We start from the raw sequence: 23,864 nt of genomic DNA on the forward strand, positions 1-23,864 counted from the left end.
TCTCCCCTTAAATTCCATGAAGTTTTCCTTCGTTGTTTTCTAGCCTTGCTGGTTAAGAGGTTCTCAAAAAGCTGTAAAAAACAAAAAAAAGACCACACAAAAAAGCGGGTCCGGTTTTTCACCAATTTGACCTCTCCAGTGACATGACGCTTACGGGGTTAGCTGTCGGATTAGGGAATGGAGTATCCCTTTTTGCTTACTTGCAAAATTCACCCCAAAAGATTGGTTCCCCCGTTTCACAGTCTTCTTCAAATAAAGAAATTGACTGTAAATTCAGCGATCTAAAGCCTGCTAAATTTTGAATTACATATACTGTAATCCTCCGTCTTTTAATTGTCAATCCATTTTTTACGTGTTAACAAATACTTTACATTTTTCCTGAAAATTGCAGTCCAAGAACGATTAAGCCGATCAGCCATACATAGATTGCAAAGCCTTTTAACGTACCCGTTTGCAATAATTTTATCATCCATTTCACAGCGATATAGCCAAATAATGCAGAGGCGATCGTACCTATAATTAAAGATGAGTACGCGATGGAAGGCGCAGTTGCTGTAAAAAGATCTTTTGACTGCAATACCACTCCTCCCGCGATTGATGGAATCGACAAAAGAAATGAAAAATAAGCGGCAGCTTTTTTATCAATCTTGCAGAATAGAGCTGCTGCTATCGTTAAACCTGAACGCGAAACCGCAGGCAGAATAGCCGCTCCCTGAAAAGTACCGATTACAAGAGCATCCCGGATTGTGATCTCCTCTATTCCTTTATATCCGTTTCTTTTAAAAGAATCTGCCCACCAAAGCAGCAGCCCTGTTACTAGGAACTCCCATCCAACCGTTACACCGGTTTTCGAAATCTCTTCAAAAAAATCCTTAAAAGTAAGTCCAATTACGGCGGTTGGAATAGTTCCTGCAATGAGCAATAAGCCAGTTTTACTAAATGGCTTTTTTATTACTTGAAAAATATCTTTCCAATAAACCGTCATAACAGCAATCAATGTCCCGATATGAAGCATGCTATCCAGAAATAGACCTGCTTCCTCCAGATTAAAGATCTGCCGCCCCAGCAGCAGGTGACCAGTTGAACTTACCGGCAAGAATTCAGTTAAACCTTGAACAATCCCTAATATAAGGGCTTCAAGCCAGTCCATAAAAAAATCCCCCTTAATAGATGGTCTCGTACAACCCTATTCGTAAGGAGGACTTTCTATTCTATGTTTTTTGTTGGGCGAAGATCTCTTCAATATTAGAGAACACCTGAGAAAAGACGTGAGAATGATTCTTTTGTTCTTTCCCACAGCCCTCTTTTGTAAAACTCTACAGGGCGGATTTTTGCTGATTCTTCCATGTCTTCTTCATATTGTTCAACAAGGTCTTCAACTGATTTTGTGTTAAGCAAAAATACATTCACCTCAAAATTCAGATGAAAGCTCCTCATATCCATGTTCGCTGTTCCGATGGATGCTGTATCTCCATCAATGATGATAACTTTCTGATGCAAGAACCCTTTTTGATACGAATAGATCTCAATACCTGATCGGAGCAACTCTGGGAAATAAGAGCGTGTTGCATATTGAGTTAAAAATCCGTCGTTGATCTCTGGTACCATCAACCTTACTTGAACGCCTTTTTTAGCAGCTACCCTTAATGCCGTCCGGATAGATTCGTTGGGAACGAAATACGGTGTCGCGATCCAAATCGATTTCTCAGCACAGGAGATGAGCGAGTAATACAGATCACTCATGATTCCCAGCTGTGTATCAGGTCCGCTCGCAACTACGTGTACGGTTCCATCCCCTTCAGCTGGATAGGCTTCCGTTAAATGAGAGTCTTCCAGAAGGTCTTCTCCACATACGTATTCCCAGTCCATCAGGAATATTGCATGAAGAACTTGAACAGCTTCCCCTTCCATGACCATGTGGGTATCACGCCAAAATCCGATATCGGGGTCTTCCCCTAAATACTCAACCCCTACGTTTAACCCGCCGACGAATCCAACTTTGCCATCGATCACAATTATTTTCCTATGGTTTCTGAAGTTAAGTTTTTGATTAAAGAATCCGTATCTTACCGGTAAGAACGCTTCCACAAGGATACCAGCTTTTTTCATACGATCAATATCATATTGCTGAAGAGATAAACTGCCTACTCCATCAAAAAGGAATCTGACCTTAACACCTTCATTCGCTTTTTTGATTAAAAGATCAATGATATCTTTCCCGAGGCGGTCTGAACGAAAGATATAATATTGAATGTGTATGTACTCTTTCGCCTCTTGAAGTCTTCTTATAATTTCAGGAAAAGTCTCTTGCCCGTTCTTCAGTATCTTAGTGCCGGTATGCCGATTAATTTTTGTTAATGTGATGTGATGGGCATGCGTTGCAAAGCATTGCTGATGTCTTTTCAAATCACTGAAATCTGGTTTCTCATCTTGTTTAGAAACCCTGATCCATTCATCCCGATCATTTTTACGTTTAGACTTGAACAGATGTCCTTTTAGATAAAGCTGTCCTGAATACAGATAGAACATATATCCGATAAAAGGAAACAATATAAGTACATAAATCCATAATAGTGTGTGCTGTGCGGTTCTGTTTTCCAGCATCAACGAATAGATCGTATACAAAATCACCGCAACGTACAGGAGCCCGAATATCGTTTTAATAACGACATATCCTTCTGCGAAGAACACGATGTATAAACAGATAAGCAACAGTACAGTAAGGAAAAATTCCCAGATTCGTTTCATCCGCTTCATGCAATAGCTCCTTTTTCACATTCTTCTCTTTTCTCTTTTTATTCCCGTCCACTGGTAATTAAAACAAACGTTCCTCTCTTTTTATACCATTTTTAATTAGGATTTGCAGAATTCATGCCTGTTATGACCAAGAAATCTTCCTGTAACGAACTCTAAGGACTTCCAACACAAATATTGTTCAGTTTCGAAGGGACGAAACGATTCCTAAGTTATACCTGGTCGGGTATTATCGCATAGCCTGCAATGTGAATCCACAAAATTAAAAGGTTTATCCACGAGTTATGACCTTGAATCCAAAAATTTCAAGCTCCAATCCACGAGATTTAGCCATTTATCCACGAGTCGACATTCTTCGACAGGCCCTAACGCTTAAATACCCTCCACATAAAAAGACTCCAGAGGATTCTACACCCTCTAGAGCCTACAACTCTATTCAGCTTTCACATCTTTCTGCTTCCAATAGTACTCTGCAACTGCTTCAGCCACAGCTTCAGCGCTTCTGTACAATTCATCCATGTTGTTGTCAACACCACCGAATTCAATAAGCAATGCTTTTTCCGAAAGATCCTGATTATAAACACCATTGGTTCCTTCAGATTTGTTTTTTCCGATTACGGCTCTGCTTATGCCTGGGTATTTCTTATTTAAGATATTATGGATTTCTTGTGCCATAGCTTGGTTCTTTTCAAAGTGTGGATTTCCTTTTCCAATAACGAATAAGATTTTTGCATAAGATTTCCCATCAATCGTTGCAGTGGTTGTTTTTCTACGGGATGAATCTCGATGCAGATCAAAGATTAGTTCTAAGCTGTCGTTACTGGCCATCGCACTTTCCACTAACGTTCTCGACATCGGATAACTTTTACGATAATCAGCATTGTTCTTTCTTAAGAACTCGGTCATATTCGTCATATCTACAGATGAACCGATTCCTCTAGCTTCTAGCTCTTCGCCAAGCTTTTTGCCAACCATCGTGATGTTTACCTTTGAGTGGATAGCGTGATCAGGATTTGTTACTCCTTTTAGATGCGGCAAGAAAGACTCCCAGCTATGAGAATGATAAATGTAAGCTACTTGTTTCCCACCCGTTGTCTGTCCAGGCGGATTTTGCGGTTCTGCAGGATTTGGATCCTCCAGTCGTTCAATATCCTGTACTTCTGCATCTTCACCGCTTAAGAGCAGTTCCATCGGAGGCGGTGATTCATATCCGATGTTTGTATAGTCCGTCCCTTCACCAGCTACAAAAATAGTTGAATCATATAGTGCAAATCCAGGGAGCTCGTTTCCAAGCAAGCTTCTGATATCACCAGGCTTTATACTGGTTGTGAGCTCGAGCAAGATACTGGATAAGGCTGGAGGTTCACTTTCTTTCGGCAGCTCCTGTGTAAAATATCGGTTTTCCCAGCCTATAAAGTATACGAGTGCCTCCCCTGAAAACTCGGTTAACCACTTATGCATGGTGGATGAGCTCAGCCTGTACTTGTGCTCGAAGGATGTGATGAAGCTAGTGACAATGACAATAAAAAGCATGGCTCCTGCTAATAAAAGCGGTAAACGTTTCATATTTAATTGCGGGGTAAACATTTGTCGTCCTCCACTTCTTAATTCGTTTCTATCACATCCTATGCACCGAAAAATTCAAATAGAATGAAATCTATGAAAAAATAATAGAGAAATATATGGAAGAAGGGAACCGAGCTTATCAATCAAAAAAACCAGCCATAATCAGCTGGTCTTCGAGGAAAGCACATATTCTTCTCTGTCTGGCTGTGTACCGCTAGCCAATTTCTCATAAATATCTATAAACGTTCCTAGTTCTTCTGATGACAAATGATTTAGGTAGTCACTGATAGAGTTCACTCTCTCATTTTCAGCTTCTCTCAAAATCTCGTGTCCTTCATCTGTGATTTCAAGATAAACTATTCGACGGTCAAGTTCACTTCGGTAGCGTCGTACAAAACCACGCTTGTACAATCGGTCTGCCCCCACAGTAATTGCACTTGGCTTAACACCCATATATTCGGCCAGTTTTGAAACTGTCCACTTATTTCTTACACATAATGTTTTCAAAAGAACAAATTGTGTCTTCGTTAATTCTTTTTCAATCGCAATTTCTGGGTGCAACCGTTTTGAAACAATGTAATGTACTCTTTCTAACCTCTCCACATAGGATTTCAAATCCTTATTCCCCATACTGTGAACCTCCAGCCTCTAGTTGTAATGCGAACATTATACTAAGATTATACAAGAATTTTCATAACATTTGAACTATTTTTTACAAATAATGTGCAAAATCATTGACCATTAGCATATAATTAATTTATGATACATTCAAATATATTTGAACGTTTTAGGAGTGTTAAACATGCAAGAAATTTATCATATACGTGAGATTGAACAATTAAAGGTAATAAGTGACCCGCTGCGCATCAAAATTCTATGGGAGATCCTTGATGAGGCAAAGACCGGTAAAATGCTTGCCGACATCCTAGAAGTCCCTGCTCCAAAGATTCACTATCATTTGAAAGAGATGGAGCGCGTTGGTTTATTAATCGTGGAAAGGACTGAAGAAAAAAACGGGATTATACAAAAGTTCTACAGACCTGTAGCTCAATCTTTTTCAATTGCAGAAATCCTGCCTGATCAGCGCAACACTGTAAAAGACGAACTCTCTGATGCGTTGAAGGAGAACATTCTTGTCTCATTGGACAAAACGAAATCCATGATCAGAAAGCTCGATCCTGAAGTATTAGCATACACAGATTCCCCGCTCAAATTTGGTTATCGACATGTGAAACTCTCACCTGATCAAGTCAAACTGCTTCATGAAAAAGCAAAAGAAATTTCAGAGCTCATATCGGAATTTAAAAAAAATGAACAGGAAGAAGGTGAAATGTACCACTACTTCATGCTTTCGTTTCCATTAAAAGATACACCTTATCCAGAAGAGGAGATTGATTGAGATGGCACAAGCCTCAGCATTAGCTGAACCTAAAACAGAATCATTATTTAAACAGCGTTCCTTTTTATTTATTTGGGCAATAACCATTTGTTCTTCTTTCTCTATTGCTATTTTTCAGTTTTCGCAAAGCTGGTACGTGGTTAAAACGCTTGATAAAGAAGCCTCACTAGGGATCGTTTTTATTGCTGCAAACGTACCTCGTATTTTGTTCATGGCAGTTGGAGGTGTTTTAGCAGACAGGATCAGCAGGACGAAAATTTTATACGCAGCGAACTTTTTAAGAACCATTGTCCTATGCAGTCTGCTAGTCATGCTGGCAACAGGTCATCTTTCCCTTTTGTCTTTTATTATCTTTGGTTTTCTTTTTGGTGTCCTGGATGCTTTTGTTTGGCCGGCGAATGGTTCGTTACTGCCAAATGTCGTTGATCACTCACAGCTGACACGTGCTAATTCAGTAATCCAAACAACCCAGCAAAGCTCACTTATACTTGGCCCGATGATTGGCGGATTACTTGTTGCCTCTAGCGGAGGTTATATGCTTTCGTTTGGTGTTCCAGCAGTTATGTTGTTGATCTCTGCAATCCTGGCCTATGTATTAAATATTCCTGCTTCTGAAAGTGCAGGAACCAAGAAGCCGGGTATGTGGCAGTCCATTAAGGAAGGAATCGATGTGGTAAAACAATCCTCCTTTCTAAAAGCTTTATTTTTGAGCACAATCTTTCTTAACGTTTTTGTAGTGGGTCCGCTCATGATGGGGCTTCCTATTTTCGTAAAAAACATACTAGACGGCAGCGCACTAGATTTTAGTTTTATTGAAGGCTCTATGGCTGCAGGAATGCTGATCAGTTCAGTCATTATCGGTATTCTGAATATCAAAAAAAGACGAGGGTTGATGGTAACCGTCTCTTTATTCACGATGAATATATTCTTTTTCTGGTTTAGTCAGAGTTCTTCCCTTTACGTTTGTATGATGGCGATCTTTTTTATTGGGGTTACCTTCCCTGCGACAAATATACCTCTCATCTCAGCGGTTCAATCTTCTGTGGATAAAAAGCTGCTCGGGCGCCTGATGGGACTTTTAACAATGGCAAGTATGGGGCTTGCTCCCTTATCTCTTGCCGCTACCTCCATGCTGATCTCATATGGTTTTACAATTGATAACATTATGGCTGGCGGAGCACTGTCTTTAATTGCTGTTAACCTTTTAATCATGTGGAGACTTCCTGCATTAAGAAAAATGGAATAGGCGGTGTGAATCGATGAAAGTATTAATCATTGGCGGAACACGTTTTTTAGGCAGGCACTTGGCGGAATCTTTTTTAAGAAACAACCATGAGGTCACTTTGTTTCATAGAGGAAAAACTGCTGCTCCTGGCTTATTTCAAGGAGTAGCAGAAATTATCGGTGACCGTGAACAAGATCTTTCTCCTTTAGAAAAAAGAAGCTGGGACGCAGTAATAGATACTTGCGGGTATTTTCCAAAACACGTAAGAAAGTCAGCTGAAGCACTTCGAGAAAATGTTTCTTCTTATCTATTTGTGTCATCCGTATCCGTATATGAAGATCAATCTGTTCGTTATTTAACTGAAGAAGCTAGAACGGCTGTACTTAAAGACCCGGACACAACTGAAATCGGTGAGAATTATGGTGCTTTGAAAGCTGCTTGTGAAAAAGAAGTTCAAAAGGTGTTTGGTGAACAGGCATTGATCATTCGCCCCGGATTAATTGTTGGCCCCCATGACTATACCGACCGCTTTACCTATTGGCCTCATAGGGGTGCACAAGGCGGAGAAATACTTGTACCAGAGATGAAAGATCCAACCATCCGATTTATAGATGCAAGGGATTTAGCGGATTGGATCGTACGTATGGCAGAAAATCAGGAGAATGGTGTATATCAAGCTGTTGGCGGAAGTTATAATTTCAATGACTTTGTACAACAATGTATCGCGAATCAAAACGCTGCTGCCATTGTATCTGTTCCAGAATCTTTTCTAGTAGAAGAAAAAGTCAGAGAATGGGTCGATATGCCGCTTTGGATCTCAAGTGAGGAATATCGAGGTCTTGATTATGCGGATGACACGAAGGCCATAAATAAAGGACTCGTTTTTCGTTCGATGGAAGAAACCATTCAGGATACTGCTGCCTGGTCACGTTCAAGAAATTTAGACCAGGACGACTGGAAAGCAGGATTACATCCTGATAAAGAAGCAGACTTATTGCAGAAGTGGAAACAAAAAGTTAAATAAAAAATAAGCTGGCATATCAGGATATCTTTCCTAAATGAGCCGGCTTTTTTTAAAAGAAGTAAAAAATACATGAATGCCCATGGCACTTGTCCATACCATTTATCCCTTATGGTCATATAGTAGGATTGTGAGATACAAATCTCTCCTGCTGGCAAGAGGTCAGCAGAGCAATTCCCTACCCCCATTTCTTCATCATGCGTTCGGTTTTCTTTCCATAATCCTCTTCAGAGGGTTATGGCTTTTTTATTGAAAAGGTTGAACGCGTTTCGTTAAATTGTAGGTATTTATTTAAATGAGCGGGAAGCTCTCCCTTTTGAAATACATACTGAATATCTGATAAAGGAATCTCCAAACGTGCCAGAGGCGGATACAGTGGTAGAATTTCCTTTGGTTCATAAGATTGATGATAGCTATTAATCGCCTCATTTGTTTCCTTTTCAACTGAAATTCGATAGGCATGAATTTCTTGAATCTGCTGAACCATCATTAAGTACTCTGCCTTCAGTCGCTCTAATTGATCAATTTTTTTCTCCATACTGCCTTTCGCAGCATCAAGCTCACGATCTCGGGATGTGTATACCGTTTTTATGTATTCTGAAAGCCTATCATCTCTATTTTCTTTTAACTCATCTAGATGTTCCATAGAGGCACGTTCTTTCTCCATGGCTCTCAGATAACTGTTTTTTGCTTCCGTTAAGTGTTCCATCGTAACTTTAGTATTTCTAGCACCATACTCATTCAATAGTTCTTCATATTCAGCAGACGCCCATTCTTTTTGTTTATTTAGCTGCTGCCACTTCTCTTGTGCTCGATTTATATCCGCATCGTATTCTTTTTTCATTTGTTTAAAATGATTTAATTCAGGATACATAACAATCTCCCTTCGTCTTTCACCATTAATAGTATTCGGGAAGGAATTAGGTTTAACGTCTCGAATGAAAAAAAAGGGTCTTTTTGTAAGTTGTTGATTCCCGCTACAGGATGCTCGCTTTCCGCGGGGCGTGCGGTGAGCCTCCTAGCGCCTTGCGCTGTTAGGAGTATCAATGGAGTGTGTGCTCCTGCGTCTACAAGCAATTCCTAACGAAGTGGACTTCCTCGTCGCATGCCTTACGAGAAGAGTATTCAGGAAGTTGGCACGCACCTTTCACTCCAATCAACTTGCAATGAAGTAAGGAAAAAAACTTCTAAATAAGTGAGGAAATATATATGAAAATTATAGCTGTTAGACATTGTAAAGCAAGTGGTCAAGAACATGATGCTCCCTTAACGGAAGAAGGGTTCCAACAAGCAGAGGAGCTTGCACGTTTTCTTAAGGGTCATCGATTCGATTGTGTCATATCAAGCCCTTTTAAAAGAGCTGTAGATACAATAAAATCTTACGCTGAATTAACTCATACCGAAATTAAAACAGACGAGCGGCTAGCCGAGCGCATTCTTTCAACACAAACAGATCCTGATTGGGATTGGAGGTTTCATTTAGAACGTACATATAAGGAAGAACATTTAACGTTTCCTGGTGGAGAGTCTACATTTGAGGCAAAACAGAGAGTTCGTTCTCTCATAAAAGAATTAAAGGAAGCTGGCCATCAATCTGTTCTGCTTGTAACGCATGGAAACTTAATGAGCTTATTGATCAATCTATACGATCCGTCATTTGGATTTAAAGAATGGGAGCTATTACGAAACCCAGATGTTTTCATGATTGATATGCAAAGTAATGATGTAACCAACTTGTGGGTCGTTTAAACTGGTAGTTACTTCCAGACCCCCAACCCTCCTACAAAAGTCCCGAAACATGTACACGTAAGATAATTTATTAGGAGGGGAAACATCTTATGAAAAAATTAGTAGTAGCATCAGTATTAGGCGCTTCCCTATTCGGCGCAAACGCAGGAATCTCAGAAGCGGCATCTACATGCCCATTTGCTTCTTTAAATAATAATCAGCAGCAAGCTCAAGCTGCTCCAGCTCCACAACAACAGCAGCAAGCTGCACCGGCTCCGGCTCCAGCTCCAGCTCCGGCTCCAGCTCCAGCACCTCAGCAAGAGCAGACAAAAGCTCCAGCTGCAGAAGCACCAAAAGCTGAAACTAATGCAGAACTTACTGCAGATGAGCAGCAAATGCTTAATCTTGTAAACCAAGAACGTGAAAAGCAAGGTTTACCAGCATTAAAAGCTGATCCAGAATTAACAAAAGTAGCTCGTGTTAAAGCAAAAGACATGATCGACAACAACTATTTCGATCATAACTCACCAACTTATGGTTCTCCATTTGATATGTTGAAGCAGTTTGGTGTGGAATATAAGACAGCTGGTGAAAACCTAGCAGGAAACTCTTCTGTAGAAGGTGCTCACACTAGCTTAATGAACTCTCAAGGTCACCGTGAAAACATCTTAAAATCTGACTACACAAACGTTGGTATCGGTGTAGTTGACGGTGGTCAATATGGTAAAATGTTCGTTCAATTATTCAAAGGGTAATATACTCTGAAACAAAAAGCTTTCCCGATTCGGGAAAGCTTTTTATTTTTGCTGATTCATAGGCAATGAAATGATAAATTTTGTTCCGATCCCTTTTTCGCTCTGCACATCAAGCTTGCCGTTATGATGTTTGATAATGTTATTGCTGACCATTAGCCCCAGTCCTGTTCCTTCATCCTTGGTCGTGAAGAATGGTTTTCCGATCTTTTTTAATACCGATTCTTCCATACCGCATCCGTAATCACATATTTGCACCTGAACATATTCTGAATCCGGGCACTTCTTTATTGTGACATCTACTTTATTCCCAACTGATGAAGCTTCAATCGCATTTTTGATAAAATTAATAAATACCTGCTTCAGTTGCATGGGATCACAAAATAAAAGCGGGATTCCATTCTCAAATTCAGTTGAAATTTCAATGTTTTTCATGATCGCCTGTGTGTTCAACAAATCAACAGTATCTTTAATAATCCCTTCAATACTAGCCTCTTCGAAGTTTTGGGTGTTACTTTTCGATAACACTAGAAACTCTTTTATAATATGTTCAATTCGATCAACTTCAGACAAAATAATGGATAAATATTGGTTGAAGTCATTCGTTTGGTTTTGGATCAGCTGAACAAATCCCTTTAAGGAAGTTAATGGATTGCGGATCTCATGTGCTACACCTGCAGCGAGTTCTCCTACAACATTCAGCGTTTCTGCTTTCAAGAGCTTTTGTTCCGTTAATTTTTGATCTGTAATATCTTTAAGAATCGTTACATGCAAAAAATCAACCATATCTTTTTCACAAGAGTATTCGATTTCTTTCAGGTATCCACCAGGCGTTCTATAACGAATTTCCCCTGAGATTTTTTTGCCGTGCATAACCTCTTCCCATTTTTTTTGGATAACTTCTCTGCCATTTTTCATGAAAAAGGATTCAGCATTCTTTCCTATAAGCTCTTCCCTGGATAGTTCCAATAACTCACAAGCTCTTTCATTTACTTCTGCGATCTCCATATTTGAGCGGCATAAGATAATGGCCTCAAGTGCATGGTTAAACAACTGTTTAAATTTATTATCACGAATACTCTCCGACTGGTCATTTAAAGACACCATGTAAGAAGTACCGATCACTCTATTCTCCCCTGAAACAGGATACAGCGTCGTACGAATTGTATGAGCTGCTACTTCGATATCTGCTGTCTGCGTTTCTCCTGAGAAAGCTTTTTCAATTTGAGGTGTCCAGCTCGATACCAGTTCTTTAGAATGAAGTTCATAAAGCTTTGTACCAGGTGCTGGTTTATCGGACACTCCCAGAGCATCATACATCGCTCCAGAAGAATGAGTAAAAATATAATCACCTTTGTCCTCTCTTTTTAGTCCAAATAGATGGATGGGGCATCGTGAAAGTGTACTGTGAAAATCTGCAATACGTTTTATATCAATTTCTTCATATTGCTTGTTCATTAAGCAGTCCCCTTCTCTTACATAATCTGATACGGGTATTTAGTAAGATTAATATTCCTGACATTCAATAAGTTCCCTAATACCTTAATTCGACAAAAATAATATCTTCCCTATTGGTCAACTTTCCCATTTTTTCAGAAAAAGGAAACAGGTCTTTAGAATTACTTTTTATATTGAAACTTAATCGATTGAAATAAAAAAACCTCTGCCCAAAATCGACAAAGGTTTCAAATATCACTTTATTTCATTCGTTTTCTGTATTTCCTCTTCCATAAATTCATAGTTCATTGGTCCTATATGCATCTTCGTGATGGTTCCTTCTTCATCAATAAAATAGCTAGTAGGTATTGAAACCGCTCTAAACTGTTTTCCAGTCGTATTTTTTTCATCGAGTGGAATAGGAAATTCAAGTTCATATTCTTTTACAAAATCCCGTATTTTCTCTGGCTTTGTTTCAGAGTATTCTAAGTTAACTGCCAGGATCTCGACATCTTTTTGTTTATAATCCTTATAAAACTTCTGCATCTCAGGCATCTCTTCACGGCATGGCGGACACCATGTTGCCCAGAAATTTAATATTACTTTTTTTCCCCTATATTCTTTAAGTGAAATTTGCTTGCCATCAAGTGTATGAAGTGTAAAATCAGGCGCTTTACTTCCTGGTTTTAAACCGGTATTTTCTGTAGCTGGCGTCTGTTTGTTGGCCTCTTCGTTTTCTTGTTGTGATGTATATAATGCAAGACCAATTAAAACTGCAAATATAAGTGTGAGAATAACCGGTTTGAGCTTCAAGTAAATTCCTCTTTTCCCTTCATTTTATCAACTTTTATCATATCAAAAACTGGCTCCAATTGTCTTTTGCAGCTGTTGCTTTATTAAACATTTGTTTAAAATTTATCCCACGATTGGTGTTTTTCCATCATTTATCATTAAGTTTCCCCTTATCTTTCCGATATAAAAGAATATCTAAGCATACACGAAATGAGCTACAGAAATAAAAGATAAAGTGGGGAAACATCTTATGGATCGCTCGAGTTTAATAGGGGTTATTCTTGGAATTATTGCAATCGGAGTCGGAATGGTATTAAAAGGTGTCAGTCCGGTTTCTTTACTCAACCCTGCAGCACTGTTAATAATTTTTGCTGGTACTGCTGCAGCCATTCTAATCGCATTTCCGATGAGTGAGATAAAAAAAATACCAGCATTGTTTAAAGTGCTTTTTCAAGAACAAAAACTCATTGATATGAAGGACCTTGTAACGATCTTTATCGAATGGGCTACAATCGCGAGAAAAGAAGGTCTTCTTGCCCTTGAACCTAAAGCTGAAGAAGTTGATGATCCATTTTTACAACAAGGAATTAAGATGATCGTTGACGGTCAGCCTCCTGAATTCATTAAAGATGTACTGTTAAAAGATCTAGAAACCATGGAAGAACGCCATGCTTCTAACGCTACAATCTTCACGCAGGCAGGTACATACGCTCCTACTCTTGGTGTATTGGGTGCTGTTGTTGGACTTGTTGCCGCTTTAAGCAATATGGCAGACATCGTTGCACTGGGCTCTGCGATTTCAGCAGCATTCATCGCAACTTTGTTCGGGATCTTTACCGGTTATGTCCTGTGGCATCCATTCGCCAATAAATTAAAGCGTAAATCGAAAAAGGAAGTCATGATTAAAGAAATTATGATTGAAGGATTGCTTTCCATTCAAGATGGTACATCACCAAAAATTTTGGAAGAAAAGCTTTTAACATACATTCCGACTAGTGAACGCGACCAATACAAAGCGGGTGGTACAGTTGGCTAAAAAGAAGAAACATCATGAAGATCATGTAGACGAGTCATGGCTCATACCCTATGCTGACATGCTTACATTGCTTTTAGCTCTTTTTATTGTCCTATTTGCCATGAGTGAGATCGATGCTCAAAAGTTTAAACAGATGGCAAGTGCATTCCGAAATGAATTTACAAGCGGTACAGGTGTAATGGAGGAACAGGCGCCGATCCCTACTCCAGATTCAACGCCTATTCCACAAACGCAAAAAGAAATCATCTCTAAGGAAGAAAAAGAACGTCTTGAAGAAGCAAAGAAAGAACTCGAAGCTCTAGAAGACTTGGAAAAAAGAATCAATGCATTCATTCAGGCTAACAATCTTACAACAAGTCTCCAAACGCAGTTAACAGAGAACGGTCTATTGATCACCATTCTAGATAATGCCCTGTTTGATTCAGGAAGTGCAACCGTTAAACCCGGATCAAGAGAAATCGGCAAGAAGTTATCCGATCTCCTTGTTACGAACCCTCCGCGCAATATTGTAATTGCAGGACATACTGACAATGTGCCTATCAGTACAGCTAGTTTCCAGTCTAACTGGGAGCTAAGCGCATTCCGTGGAATTAACTTTATGCGGGTTCTGCTTGAGAATCCTGCGTTAAAACCAAATCAAGTAAGTGCAAGCGGCTATGGCGAGTACCGGCCGAAAGCTGATAATAAAACAGCAGATGGCAGAGCAAAGAACCGCCGTGTAGAAGTTTTGATACTTCCGAATGTAAGCTTGCAGGCAGTGAAGTAATACACAGTAGTTCTAGTGAGTCTGGGTTTCACTCGTAAAATTCAGGAACCGCTCGTAAATTTCGAAAACCGCTCATAAATCTTGATAAGCGCTCAAAAATCTTGATAAGCGCTCGTAAATCTTGATAAGCGCTCGTAAATCCCGAAAACCGCTCGTAAATCTTGATAAGCGCTCGTAAATCCCGAGAACCGCTCGTAAATCTTGAAAACCGCTCGTATACACGAAAAAGCTGGTGCGTGAAAGTGGATATTATCCACTCTCGACCAGCTTTTCTTATGATTTTCATCAACAGTCTTTAATTAATGAGGTAACTGCTCTTTGTCCATTGTTTTACCTGTATTATAGCTATCTAAGAAATGAATACGCTCTAGCATTGTCGGATGCCCGTACAAGAACCACTTCACAATTTTAGGCGGATTCACCTCGCTTAGTGATACGGTTGCCAGCTGCTGAAAAGCACCTACTGCAGCTTCTGGATTCTTTGTCATCTGGATCGCGTATTGGTCAGCATCACGTTCCGCTTTTCTGGAAACGGCATTTTCCACGGGAGAAACCGCAAAGCTAAGGAGTGAGAAAATTAAAAGCAAAGCAGGAAGAGCTGCGAGATCACCTACTCCTTTAACACCCCACTTCTTACCGTATTTCTCAATCCACTTGCGATAGATGATATTACCGAGCCACAAGCCCAAGAAAGAAAGAACTATCGAAGAAATCAAGTTCCAATACAGATGATGCATCACGTAATGTCCGATCTCATGAGCCATGACAAACAGCACTTGGTTATCACTCAGTTTATTTAAGGTCGTATCCCATAGGACGATTCTCAAGTTAGAACCGATTCCGTTTACATATGCGTTTAATGCATTCGTCTTTTCAGACATGTTCACTTCGTACACATTTTCGGCCGGTATATCCGCTTTGTCCGCAATGTTCAGGATTTTTTCCTTTAGCGCTTCATCCTGCAACGGATAGAACTTGTTATACAAAGGATCGATTACGACAGGCTGAATAAAGTATAAAAACACCGTAAATGGTATGGAGAGCAGCCATGCAAAAAGCCACCATCTCTTTTCATACTTTTTGATCAGCCAATACATGACTCCAACCATGAGCGTAGTCAATGCCCAGCTGATCCAGAAATCCACAAGGCCATCCCGCATCCAGCTGTGAAAGGATTGAACGGATATGTTATAGCTTTTTGATACTGTAAAGCTGTAATAGCGAAGCGGGAATGTTAAAACCCAGCTCGCAAAAGAAAGTAGCAATACATAGACCGCGGTATGGACAATAGAAAATTTCGTAAGTCCCCCAGCTGCTTTTCGAAACCACCTCGACAGGCCAAAGCCTAGTACAAACAAATAGATCAGCCATTCGAGCGGTACAGAAATAAAGTACAAAAAGTCCTTTATTCTTGAAAAATCAGTGCTTAACTCTAGCTCTCTATCCGTCATAAACATAGCAGGATCAGCTGCGGATCCCTTAAGGTCGACCGGCAGTGCGGAGTCGGCTCCATGAAACAAGTAATACCACATCAATGCACCATATATGGCAAAGCCCAGCATAAACCACATGGATTTTTTCAAAATACATGCCCCCTTTTATACCTACTATAAAGTGTAAGGGGATTTGTCCAATTTAGAACAAGTCATGGAAAACTTTTTTATAAAGCATTCGTCAAAGTAGGGACAACGGTAAGTTTTTCATGCTCAACCTCTATGCGGTTAGGTTGAATATAGATAGCTTTTAATCCCATTAAAAGCGCAGGTGCAATTTCGTTGATGAAATTATCGCCGATCGATACGGCCTCATGCGGCTGCACACCAAACTCGTCTAGAATGGTCTGCATCTTTTCTTTTGTTTTGAGCGGCTTATGTCCTTCTGTATAAAGAGCATGAAAAACCCCCTCTAGTTCTAGCTCGTTAAGAAGTCTTTTTACATCTTCTCTTTCACTGTTCGTTAGCAGGACAAGCTTCTTTTCCTCTTTAAGACGAACCAAACCATCTTTTAGCCCAGGTGTTTTCGTTAAATGAAACTGATCCGTAACCATATATTCTTTTGTTGCGTTATAACATTCCCACGTATCGCTCTGTTTTAAGCCAAAATGCATAGCTGTCGCATAAGGCAGCCACCATCCATCACCAATTGCGATCAGACGCTCAAAATCATATATAAGTTCACCTGCATACTCCTGCTTCATTCTTTCTTCCGGCCACTCTTCCCCATCAAATGAAGTAACCTTCGTTACCTGAAGTGTCATAGGATCAACAGTTACACTCGTATCGTTTTTAATATCATATACCTTCCCGATCGCGACAGGATGAGTCCCTTCTTTCATGCTCTCATATGTATCCCAAAATGCCTGCTTCTTATCATCTGCAACACGCTGCTGCATCAGCCTGCCATAATAATCAAAATGATCCGTGTCTTCATATAGCGTTCCGTCCAGATCAAAAATCAGCAGCTTTGCTTCATCAATCAAGTGTTTCAAGCTGAACACCTCCTGCAATTATTGTAGGTTCCTGCACCGTTAAAAGTAAAGAAAAGCATATTGACAGGAATTTACTAATCATGTAAGTTATAAGTGTACTATATTAAGTAGTACACACGTAGTATTTAAAGGTGGGATAATATGATTTTAAATTTAGATCCCCGAAGCAATACGCCGATATGGGAGCAAGTCGTCCATCAAATTAAAGAACTGATTTTGAAGGAGATCCTGCAGCCCGAAGATAAGTTGCCTTCGGTAAGAGAACTATCAGGAACATTATTGATAAATCCAAACACTGTAAGCAAAGCCTACCAAGAGCTGGAACGCCAAGGAATTATAGAGACCCTGCGCGGTAAAGGGACTTTTGTTTCTGCTTCCATAACTCCTAGAGCCGATGAGCAGAAGATTGCCGAAATGAAGCAGCAGATTAAACAGCTTGTCATTGATGCTTCCTATTTAGGAATCGATCAGCAAACATTGGCACTATGGTTAAAAAAGATTTCTGAAGAGCTTGGAGGGAATAACAACCATGTTAAAAATGATTAATGTTAGTAAGACGATAGATGGACGCCAGGTTTTAGAGCATGTGAACGTAACACTTGAGCCCGGTATGATTGCAGGTCTTGTCGGCCGAAACGGTGTCGGTAAATCTACATTGCTCAGAACGCTTGCTGGTATTTTGGACCCGGATGAAGGCGAAGTCACTTTTAATGAAATCAATATCCACCAAGAGCCCGCGATCAAACAGAAGCTGACTTATGTTCCCGATTCAACTGAAATCTTAAAAACTTATAATGTGAAAGAAATTGTGAAACTGTATGATGCGATCTATGAAGATTTTGACGTGATGTATTTTTATTCGTTAATGGATCGTTTCAAGCTTCCTAAGAACAGAAAGCTCAGAACCTACTCAAAAGGGATGAAAGCTTTGTTTTTAATGATCCTTTCATTCTCTACAAAAGCTGATTTTATTATTCTGGATGAACCGACAAACGGACTCGATCCGATCGTCAAAAGAAATATTCTTCAATTTATTATTGAAGAAGTAAGTGAACGTCAATTAAGTGTACTCATCTCAACCCATCACCTCGAGGAAGTTGAAAAGATTGCTGACGTCCTTATTATGATGAAAGATGGTCAGATTGAATCGACTACTTCGATCGAAGACGCTAAGTCATCTTTCAGAAAAGTTCAAGCTGTTTATAAGCATGCTCTTCCTGAAAAAATTGCAAACTTAAACAACGTAACCATTCTTTCGCAGACAGGAAGAGTCTATACGCTAATGATCAAAGGCAATATCCAGGAAACAATGGAAAAAATGCAGCAAGAGCAGCCTTTATTGTTAGAAGAACTTCCGATGACACTTGAAGATATATTTATTTCATCGCTTGGAGGGGAATCACATGTTTCATAAAGCATTATGGATGAGAAACCAAAAGCTTGCAGCTCCAGCTGTTTGGGCCGTTTACCTATCTTTATTCTTTTTTCTGCCATTCTCTTTTTTCGGGAGAGCGCAAAGTCTTCAAACACAAGCAGAGAAATTTAATGATACACAATTAAACTTTGCTTTTCATGGTGTTGAAATCGCTTTGTTTTTGACGCTTATTCTTGTTGGATTCGCCTCATTGCTGTTAGGACAGGAGCGAACCACTCATTCTACAGATCTGACATTCTCACTTCCTTTTAAACGAAAAGATATTTTTCTTTCAAAATGGATGTTTGGCGTTGTACATATTACAACAGGTCTATTAATCAACCTTTTATTATGTATGCTTATCATACGATTCACGATTTTACATGAAATTGCCGATGCGTCATTTTTGCTCCATTTCATGGCGCTCGTTATACCCTTTTCAATTGCCATATTTACTTTCAGCTTATTTATTGGAACTATTGCTGGCAGCATTGTATCTCAGTTTATTTTAAGTTTTATATTCCTTTTCTTCCCGATCGGTTTCTTCTCTTTGGTCGGAACATTTCTGATGTATCACGGGCTCGAATTAGATATGATGTATGATGTAAACGGCAGGTTTAACTCGTTCGGAGATTTTATTTCAATAGCTACACTGCCTGTTCCTATTTTCGAGTTCGCTTATTATACTGATGTCGTAAATGAAATCGACGGATCGGTAATGGATTATACCAGAATGCCAGATTATCTAGTGTTGCTTTCTCCTCTTCTTTATTTTGCAGTGACGTTTCCTCTTGGAATCTGGTTCTTTAGCCGGACGAAGAACGAGAACAATGGCAGATTACTTGTTTTTGAGAAAGGCAAAGGATTCTTTAGTGTAGGGGTTGTCGTTTGCTTTGCACTTGCATTCGGTATGGCAGGCGGAGGTATCTTCGGATCTTATGACCAGCCGTCATTACTTGGCTATTATTTTTCCGCAGCCATTGGCGCCGTCTTAAGTTACTTTGTATTAAGAAAGATCATGAATATTCGACTAGGATTAAGTAAATAGGTTCATAAAAGAGCGGTCAAACTCCGCTCTTTTTGTTTGCCATTTTGTCTGTTGGGCATCCTGTTTAATAGCCATTTGAAAGAGGGATGACAACAATGGATGGAATACTGATTACAATCTACCGTACCGTTTTAGGCTTTGCCTTTTTATTATTGCTGATGAGATTACTAGGGAAAAAGCAGCTTGGAGAACTTACCTTTTTTAACTACGCGACCGGAATTGCTATGGGAAACATCATTGGTGATATGGTTGTTCATAAAGAGATTACCGTTTGGGAAAGCTTAGCTGCTTTAAGCTTTTGGGCGGTATCTGTGTTTTTAATAGAGTTTCTTAACAAACATTCTCCCCTTTTGACAAAGCTCACAAAAGGACAACCAAGCATACTAATAAAAAAAGGACAGATTATGCAAAAAGAAATAAAAAAACATCAGTTGTCCATGGACGATTTATTAATGCTCTTACGCATGAATTCTGTATTTGATATTCAAGAAGTTGATTATGCAATTATGGAGCCCAACGGACAACTTAGTGTTTTAAAAAAGCCTCTTAAAGACTCCGTGACAAAAGAAGATCTTAATATCCCTCCTAAATCAGGACAATACTTGCCTACTATGCTCGTTTCAAACGGAGAAAAAATAGAGCAGGCTTTTCACGAGTACAATCTAACGAATGAATGGTTTGAAATCCAGCTGCAACGTGCGGGCTATCAAACCATAAATGAGATCTTTTTTGCTCAATTAACGGAAGATGGTGAAGTCTTTTTTGTAATGAAGGAAAAAAGCAGCTGACATAGACATATATGCCAGCTGCTTTTGTTTATCGTCCTTTTTTCACTTCATTCAACAGGTCAGGGAAGTTTGTGAACATTCCGGTTACGCCCCAGTCGATTAGCTTTTGCATTTCTTCTTTTTCATTCACGGTATAAGGATGGATCTCAAGTCCGTTTTGAACCGTTTTCTGAACATACTCCTTGTCGATCATATCACTGTTTGGCCCAATTCCGACTGCATATTGTTTGATCGCTTGAACTTCAGCATCAGAAAGGGCAGCTGGTGATGTATACCACATTAGCTGTACTAGTTTTATAGAAGGGTCAATCTCGTTCATTTTTAGTAAACTAGCAGAGCTGAACGACTGTACAAGTAATGTATCTTTGTCGATTCCGTATTCATCTACGATCTCAGCGAGTTTTTCTTCCATCCCAGGGTAAACTTCAGGTGATTTTGTTTCGATATAATAGTTCGCATTCTTTCCGAACGTTTGGAACACTTCCTCTAACGTTGGCACTTTTAGACCTTCATAATCTGGATTTGCTCTTTCCGGATATTTTTCATTGAACCAGCTGCCTGCATCAAGCTCTTTAATTTCTTTTAGCGTATAATCTTTTACCTGTCCTGTTCCATTCGTAGTACGGTCAAGCGTTTCATCATGCATGGCGATAAGTTCACCATCTTTTGTCATCTGAAGATCTACTTCAATGTAGTCTCCATGCATTCTTTCGCCCATCTTATAAGATGTTAAAGTATGCTCTGGTGCATAACCAGAAGCACCGCGATGTGCCACATTTACTATATCTTTCTCCTTTTCAGCTGCATCTGCTGTAAATCCAGATCCCATAACTGTAAGACTTAACGCAAGAGCTCCAATCGTAGTTTTAAACGCCTTCTTCATTTAGTTACACTCTCCTTTGTTGTCAGTGAAGTACTCTCTCACTCTACCAAGGGAGTTTGAAGACTTGTTTACACCTGCGTAAAGCCGAAGTAAAGAGATTATATATAAAAAAAGCCAGTTCGAAATATTCGAACCAGCTTCTGTAAAAGTCTTTCTATTTTGTTTCTAAAAATTTTTGAATCGCAAACGCTACTCCGCTTTCGTCATTCTCTTTCGTAACAAATGAAGCCATTTCTTTTATTTCATCTACAGCATTCCCCATAGCAACTGGAAATCCTGCAATTTCGAGCATTGAAACATCATTGTAGTTATCACCGATTGCCATCGTGTTTTCCAATGGGATCCCTTTTATTTCTGCAAACCTTTTTAGAGCTACACCCTTTTGTGCTTCACTGTTTGTAATCTCCAAGTTATTATCAGCTGATGAACTGACTGCTAGATCATCAACCGCTTGCAGATGCTGAAACGCACGCTGCAGTCTAGCAGTATCACTCGAGAATGCAAGAAATTTATAGACCTCTATGTCATTTTGATCCAGAAGTTTTTCAAAATCTCCAACTACACTGACAAGCCCTAAACGAAAACGGCGCAACGCTGCTTTTTGGACGTCATCATCCGTTGCTTCAGGGTTAGAAGTAATTACAATATCCTTCATAACCTCGTAGGCTTTTTCACGATTATCCGTATATGTTCCCTTGCTTGTATACAGTTCGTAATAGATGTCCTCTTTATCCAGAATCCGTTTGATTTCTTCATATTGTGAGAACTCTAGAGGTGTTGAAGAAAGAATCTCCCATTCAGCAGATCTGATTTCGGCACCGTTCACACAAATAAGGGGCAGATGCAATTCTGCATCTTCTAATGTATGTCTAGCTTCATCATAAGAACGTCCTGTTGCGATCACAACATGATGTCCATCCTTTACCGCTTGTGAAATGATCTTACTGTTCTCTTTCGTTACTTTTAACTGTTTATTAACAAGTGTTCCATCCATATCAATAGCGATCAGCTTCATTAAAATCATCCTTTATTGCTTAGTCCATTAGTAAGTTTACCCATAAGTACAATAATTCAAAGCAACTTAAGTATTAAAAATAAGCTTTCTAATAGTTTATTGCTTTTAAGTATTTTGTTTATTTCTTTCCTTCACTGTTCAGTTGTTTGGAGTGGAAGGTGCGAGACTCCTCGAAAATGAAAATCAATTTTCTTCGTGCGATGCATCGCTGTCGTATCCTTCCTTGTCCTGCGGGACGAGCGGTCATGTGAGACCACTCAAAGGCGCAATGCGGCGAGGGGGCTCACCGCACGCCCCGCGGAAAGCGAGCATCCTGGAGCGGAAATCAACCACTTTCATTAGCATCCATTTTTACGAACACAAATTTTAAAAATAAAAAAAGAGCTTTAGAAGCTCCCTTTAAAAAACATTCTTAGTATTAATCTTTGTAGATAAATGATTGTACCATATCCGTTAAAGCGTGGAAAATTTCAACGGCTTGAAATGATAAAACAGAAAGAGCTGAGATAGAAAATAACCCTATAAGTACAAATCGAATTAAATGAGGCATCATTAATCTCCTCCTTTTAATTGTGATTATACGCCCATTCGCATCTGAAAATCAATTCATAAGGTTAATTATTTACAAAGTAAATTATGACAATTGTCTACAAAAAAGTATATCCATATAAAACCAAGATAGAGGCTAATACAACAATTATAACATTAAGGTTAAGCCATGCAGCGATAAAGGCAGCTGCTGCTCCTATTACTCCATAGAGAACTGAATCCGGATTAATCGTAAGCACTCCCGGGAAAATGAGCGCTCCTAAAATGGCAAACGGAACATTTTTCAGTATCCCCTGTACTCTTGGATGCAGGTTGTTCGTGTGAAACATGACGAGCGGCAGCATTCTTGGAATGTACGTAACCAGGCCCATTCCGATAATAACCCAAATCAGATTCTCATTCATTCCGCTCATCCCCCTTCACAATAAACTCAATTGAAACAGCTGAGATCAACGTAGATAAAATAATCCCCCAGCCCCCGCTAAGGAACGGGATAAATGAAAATAAGGAGTTCAGGACTGCAGCTGTTCCTGCAAGGGCAATGACTTTTCGGCTTTTTTTAGCGGCAGGTACAAGCAGTGCGATAAACATTGCATATAGCGCGATACCCATGGATGCCTGAAGTGATTCAGGCAGTCCAGAACCCATCAAGTATCCTGCACCTGAAAAAACGACCCAAGAACTATAAGCTGTTAGACAGAGACCTAGCAAATAGCTTGCCGTTATCTTTTTTTCTTGAGACGTTGCCGCTACTGAAAAAGTTTCGTCTGTAATAAAAAAAGCATAAATAGCTTTTATCCATTTCGGCTCATCTTCGGCACGTTCCTTTAAAGACGCACTCATAAGCAAATGACGGATGTTCATAATAAAAGTAGTTAAAATAAGTTCAGCGGCCCCGCTAGCGGCAGCGACCATTGATAAAGCAATATATTGTGATGCACCAGCAAATACAATAACGCTCATGCCAACTGTTTCAAAAAGGCTGAGACCGGCAGCTTTGGCCAGCAGACCGAATGTAAAAGCAACGGGCATATAGCCGATTGCGATTGGCAGTCCTGCTTGAATCCCTTTTTTCCAAAGTCCATCGGTTTGTTCACTAGAAATTGCAGGACTAGGCAGCATTGTCTTCATCTCCATCTTCATTGTGTGATTTTTGCAGGAATTGTGTATAAATTGAAGGGGGTCTGTCCCGGGGACAGACCC

Annotated in this window: 25 protein-coding genes and 1 riboswitch; of the genes, 11 read left to right on the forward strand and 14 right to left on the reverse strand. The window is 39.6% G+C overall.

What is annotated here, in order from left to right; genetic code table 11:
* Positions 1 to 131: 131 nt before the first annotated feature.
* A riboswitch (cyclic di-AMP (ydaO/yuaA leader) is annotated at positions 132 to 289 on the reverse strand.
* Positions 290 to 367: 78 nt separating this feature from the next.
* From EV282_RS15545 to EV282_RS15560, 4 genes are all read right to left on the reverse strand, one after another.
* The gene (locus EV282_RS15545) at positions 368 to 1,150 is read right to left on the reverse strand and encodes an undecaprenyl-diphosphate phosphatase (RefSeq protein ID WP_130296670.1); all 783 of its coding nucleotides are present in this window, start codon (positions 1,148 to 1,150) and stop codon (positions 368 to 370) included.
* Positions 1,151 to 1,245: 95 nt separating this feature from the next.
* Positions 1,246 to 2,757 carry a cardiolipin synthase gene (gene cls, locus EV282_RS15550; protein ID WP_130296671.1) on the reverse strand — a complete coding sequence of 504 codons (1,512 nt, stop codon included), beginning with the start codon at positions 2,755 to 2,757 and terminating at the stop codon, positions 1,246 to 1,248.
* Positions 2,758 to 3,186: 429 nt separating this feature from the next.
* Positions 3,187 to 4,341: a stage II sporulation protein P gene (spoIIP, locus tag EV282_RS15555; protein WP_130296672.1), complete on the reverse strand. Its 1,155-nt coding sequence runs from the start codon at positions 4,339 to 4,341 to the stop codon at positions 3,187 to 3,189.
* A 141-nt stretch (positions 4,342 to 4,482) separates the two neighbouring features.
* On the reverse strand, positions 4,483 to 4,950 hold the full coding sequence (locus EV282_RS15560) for a MarR family winged helix-turn-helix transcriptional regulator (protein WP_130296673.1): 468 nt from the start codon (positions 4,948 to 4,950) through the stop codon (positions 4,483 to 4,485).
* 172 nt (positions 4,951 to 5,122) lie between these two features.
* Between EV282_RS15560 and EV282_RS15565 the strand changes: the two genes are divergently transcribed.
* The 3 genes from EV282_RS15565 to EV282_RS15575 are packed head-to-tail and all read left to right on the forward strand — an operon-like array spanning position 5,123 to position 7,968.
* The gene (locus tag EV282_RS15565) at positions 5,123 to 5,719 is read left to right on the forward strand and encodes an ArsR/SmtB family transcription factor (protein WP_130296674.1); all 597 of its coding nucleotides are present in this window, start codon (positions 5,123 to 5,125) and stop codon (positions 5,717 to 5,719) included.
* Between the two features lies 1 nt (position 5,720).
* Complete coding sequence (locus tag EV282_RS15570) at positions 5,721 to 6,965, forward strand: MFS transporter (RefSeq protein ID WP_130296675.1); 1,245 nt, start codon at positions 5,721 to 5,723, stop codon at positions 6,963 to 6,965.
* Between the two features lie 13 nt (positions 6,966 to 6,978).
* Entirely contained in the window at positions 6,979 to 7,968 is a 990-nt protein-coding gene (locus EV282_RS15575) for an NAD-dependent epimerase/dehydratase family protein (protein ID WP_130296676.1), read from the forward strand.
* 232 nt (positions 7,969 to 8,200) lie between these two features.
* Here the strand turns inward: EV282_RS15575 and EV282_RS15580 are convergent, their stop codons facing one another.
* Entirely contained in the window at positions 8,201 to 8,839 is a 639-nt protein-coding gene (locus EV282_RS15580; RefSeq protein WP_130296677.1) for a hypothetical protein, read from the reverse strand.
* A 335-nt stretch (positions 8,840 to 9,174) separates the two neighbouring features.
* On the opposite strand from EV282_RS15580, the gene EV282_RS15585 reads away from it, so the two are divergent.
* Entirely contained in the window at positions 9,175 to 9,714 is a 540-nt protein-coding gene (locus tag EV282_RS15585; RefSeq protein ID WP_130296678.1) for a histidine phosphatase family protein, read from the forward strand.
* An 89-nt stretch (positions 9,715 to 9,803) separates the two neighbouring features.
* A complete protein-coding gene (locus tag EV282_RS15590; protein ID WP_130296679.1) occupies positions 9,804 to 10,448 on the forward strand; it encodes a CAP domain-containing protein in 645 nt (214 codons plus the stop codon).
* A gap of 42 nt (positions 10,449 to 10,490) precedes the next feature.
* Here the strand turns inward: EV282_RS15590 and EV282_RS15595 are convergent, their stop codons facing one another.
* Together EV282_RS15595 and EV282_RS15600 are read right to left on the reverse strand one after the other, a co-directional pair.
* Positions 10,491 to 11,903: a PAS domain-containing sensor histidine kinase gene (locus EV282_RS15595; RefSeq protein WP_130296680.1), complete on the reverse strand. Its 1,413-nt coding sequence runs from the start codon at positions 11,901 to 11,903 to the stop codon at positions 10,491 to 10,493.
* A gap of 234 nt (positions 11,904 to 12,137) precedes the next feature.
* Positions 12,138 to 12,695: a peroxiredoxin family protein gene (locus EV282_RS15600; RefSeq protein WP_165389491.1), complete on the reverse strand. Its 558-nt coding sequence runs from the start codon at positions 12,693 to 12,695 to the stop codon at positions 12,138 to 12,140.
* A 229-nt stretch (positions 12,696 to 12,924) separates the two neighbouring features.
* Between EV282_RS15600 and motA the strand changes: the two genes are divergently transcribed.
* Both motA and motB read left to right on the forward strand, forming a co-directional pair.
* On the forward strand, positions 12,925 to 13,710 hold the full coding sequence (gene motA / locus EV282_RS15605) for a flagellar motor stator protein MotA (RefSeq protein ID WP_066286740.1): 786 nt from the start codon (positions 12,925 to 12,927) through the stop codon (positions 13,708 to 13,710).
* Positions 13,703 to 14,476: a flagellar motor protein MotB gene (gene motB / locus EV282_RS15610; protein WP_130296682.1), complete on the forward strand. Its 774-nt coding sequence runs from the start codon at positions 13,703 to 13,705 to the stop codon at positions 14,474 to 14,476. Before motA ends, motB begins: the two co-directional genes overlap by 8 nt.
* A 299-nt stretch (positions 14,477 to 14,775) precedes the next feature.
* On the opposite strand, the gene EV282_RS15615 is transcribed toward motB, so the two are convergent.
* Together EV282_RS15615 and EV282_RS15620 are read right to left on the reverse strand one after the other, a co-directional pair.
* Positions 14,776 to 16,062: a M48 family metallopeptidase gene (locus EV282_RS15615; protein WP_425590203.1), complete on the reverse strand. Its 1,287-nt coding sequence runs from the start codon at positions 16,060 to 16,062 to the stop codon at positions 14,776 to 14,778.
* Positions 16,063 to 16,136: 74 nt separating this feature from the next.
* Entirely contained in the window at positions 16,137 to 16,964 is an 828-nt protein-coding gene (locus EV282_RS15620; RefSeq protein ID WP_130296683.1) for an HAD family hydrolase, read from the reverse strand.
* Positions 16,965 to 17,105: 141 nt separating this feature from the next.
* On the opposite strand from EV282_RS15620, the gene EV282_RS15625 reads away from it, so the two are divergent.
* From EV282_RS15625 to EV282_RS15640, 4 genes are all read left to right on the forward strand, one after another.
* The gene (locus EV282_RS15625) at positions 17,106 to 17,510 is read left to right on the forward strand and encodes a GntR family transcriptional regulator (protein WP_130296684.1); all 405 of its coding nucleotides are present in this window, start codon (positions 17,106 to 17,108) and stop codon (positions 17,508 to 17,510) included.
* The gene (locus EV282_RS15630) at positions 17,494 to 18,378 is read left to right on the forward strand and encodes an ABC transporter ATP-binding protein (RefSeq protein ID WP_130296685.1); all 885 of its coding nucleotides are present in this window, start codon (positions 17,494 to 17,496) and stop codon (positions 18,376 to 18,378) included. Before EV282_RS15625 ends, EV282_RS15630 begins: the two co-directional genes overlap by 17 nt.
* Complete coding sequence (locus EV282_RS15635; protein ID WP_130296686.1) at positions 18,368 to 19,426, forward strand: ABC transporter permease subunit; 1,059 nt, start codon at positions 18,368 to 18,370, stop codon at positions 19,424 to 19,426. Before EV282_RS15630 ends, EV282_RS15635 begins: the two co-directional genes overlap by 11 nt.
* A gap of 95 nt (positions 19,427 to 19,521) precedes the next feature.
* Positions 19,522 to 20,214 (forward strand): DUF421 domain-containing protein, encoded by a 693-nt coding sequence (locus EV282_RS15640; protein WP_165389492.1) that lies wholly within the window; start codon positions 19,522 to 19,524, stop codon positions 20,212 to 20,214.
* A gap of 28 nt (positions 20,215 to 20,242) precedes the next feature.
* Here the strand turns inward: EV282_RS15640 and EV282_RS15645 are convergent, their stop codons facing one another.
* The 5 genes from EV282_RS15645 to EV282_RS15660 all read right to left on the reverse strand — a co-directional run bounded on the left by EV282_RS15645 (position 20,243) and on the right by EV282_RS15660 (position 23,783).
* Positions 20,243 to 21,097 carry a glycerophosphodiester phosphodiesterase gene (locus tag EV282_RS15645; RefSeq protein WP_130296688.1) on the reverse strand — a complete coding sequence of 285 codons (855 nt, stop codon included), beginning with the start codon at positions 21,095 to 21,097 and terminating at the stop codon, positions 20,243 to 20,245.
* A gap of 154 nt (positions 21,098 to 21,251) precedes the next feature.
* Entirely contained in the window at positions 21,252 to 22,112 is an 861-nt protein-coding gene (locus EV282_RS15650) for a Cof-type HAD-IIB family hydrolase (protein ID WP_165389493.1), read from the reverse strand.
* 418 nt (positions 22,113 to 22,530) lie between these two features.
* A complete protein-coding gene (locus tag EV282_RS20630; protein ID WP_264191234.1) occupies positions 22,531 to 22,665 on the reverse strand; it encodes a hypothetical protein in 135 nt (44 codons plus the stop codon).
* 94 nt (positions 22,666 to 22,759) lie between these two features.
* Positions 22,760 to 23,065 (reverse strand): AzlD domain-containing protein, encoded by a 306-nt coding sequence (locus EV282_RS15655; protein ID WP_130296690.1) that lies wholly within the window; start codon positions 23,063 to 23,065, stop codon positions 22,760 to 22,762.
* A complete protein-coding gene (locus tag EV282_RS15660) occupies positions 23,058 to 23,783 on the reverse strand; it encodes an AzlC family ABC transporter permease (RefSeq protein WP_130296691.1) in 726 nt (241 codons plus the stop codon). Before EV282_RS15660 ends, EV282_RS15655 begins: the two co-directional genes overlap by 8 nt.
* Positions 23,784 to 23,864: the final 81 nt, after the last annotated feature.

This window comes from Fictibacillus sp. BK138 (genome assembly GCF_004216955.1).
GTDB lineage: Bacteria > Bacillota > Bacilli > Bacillales > Fictibacillaceae > Fictibacillus.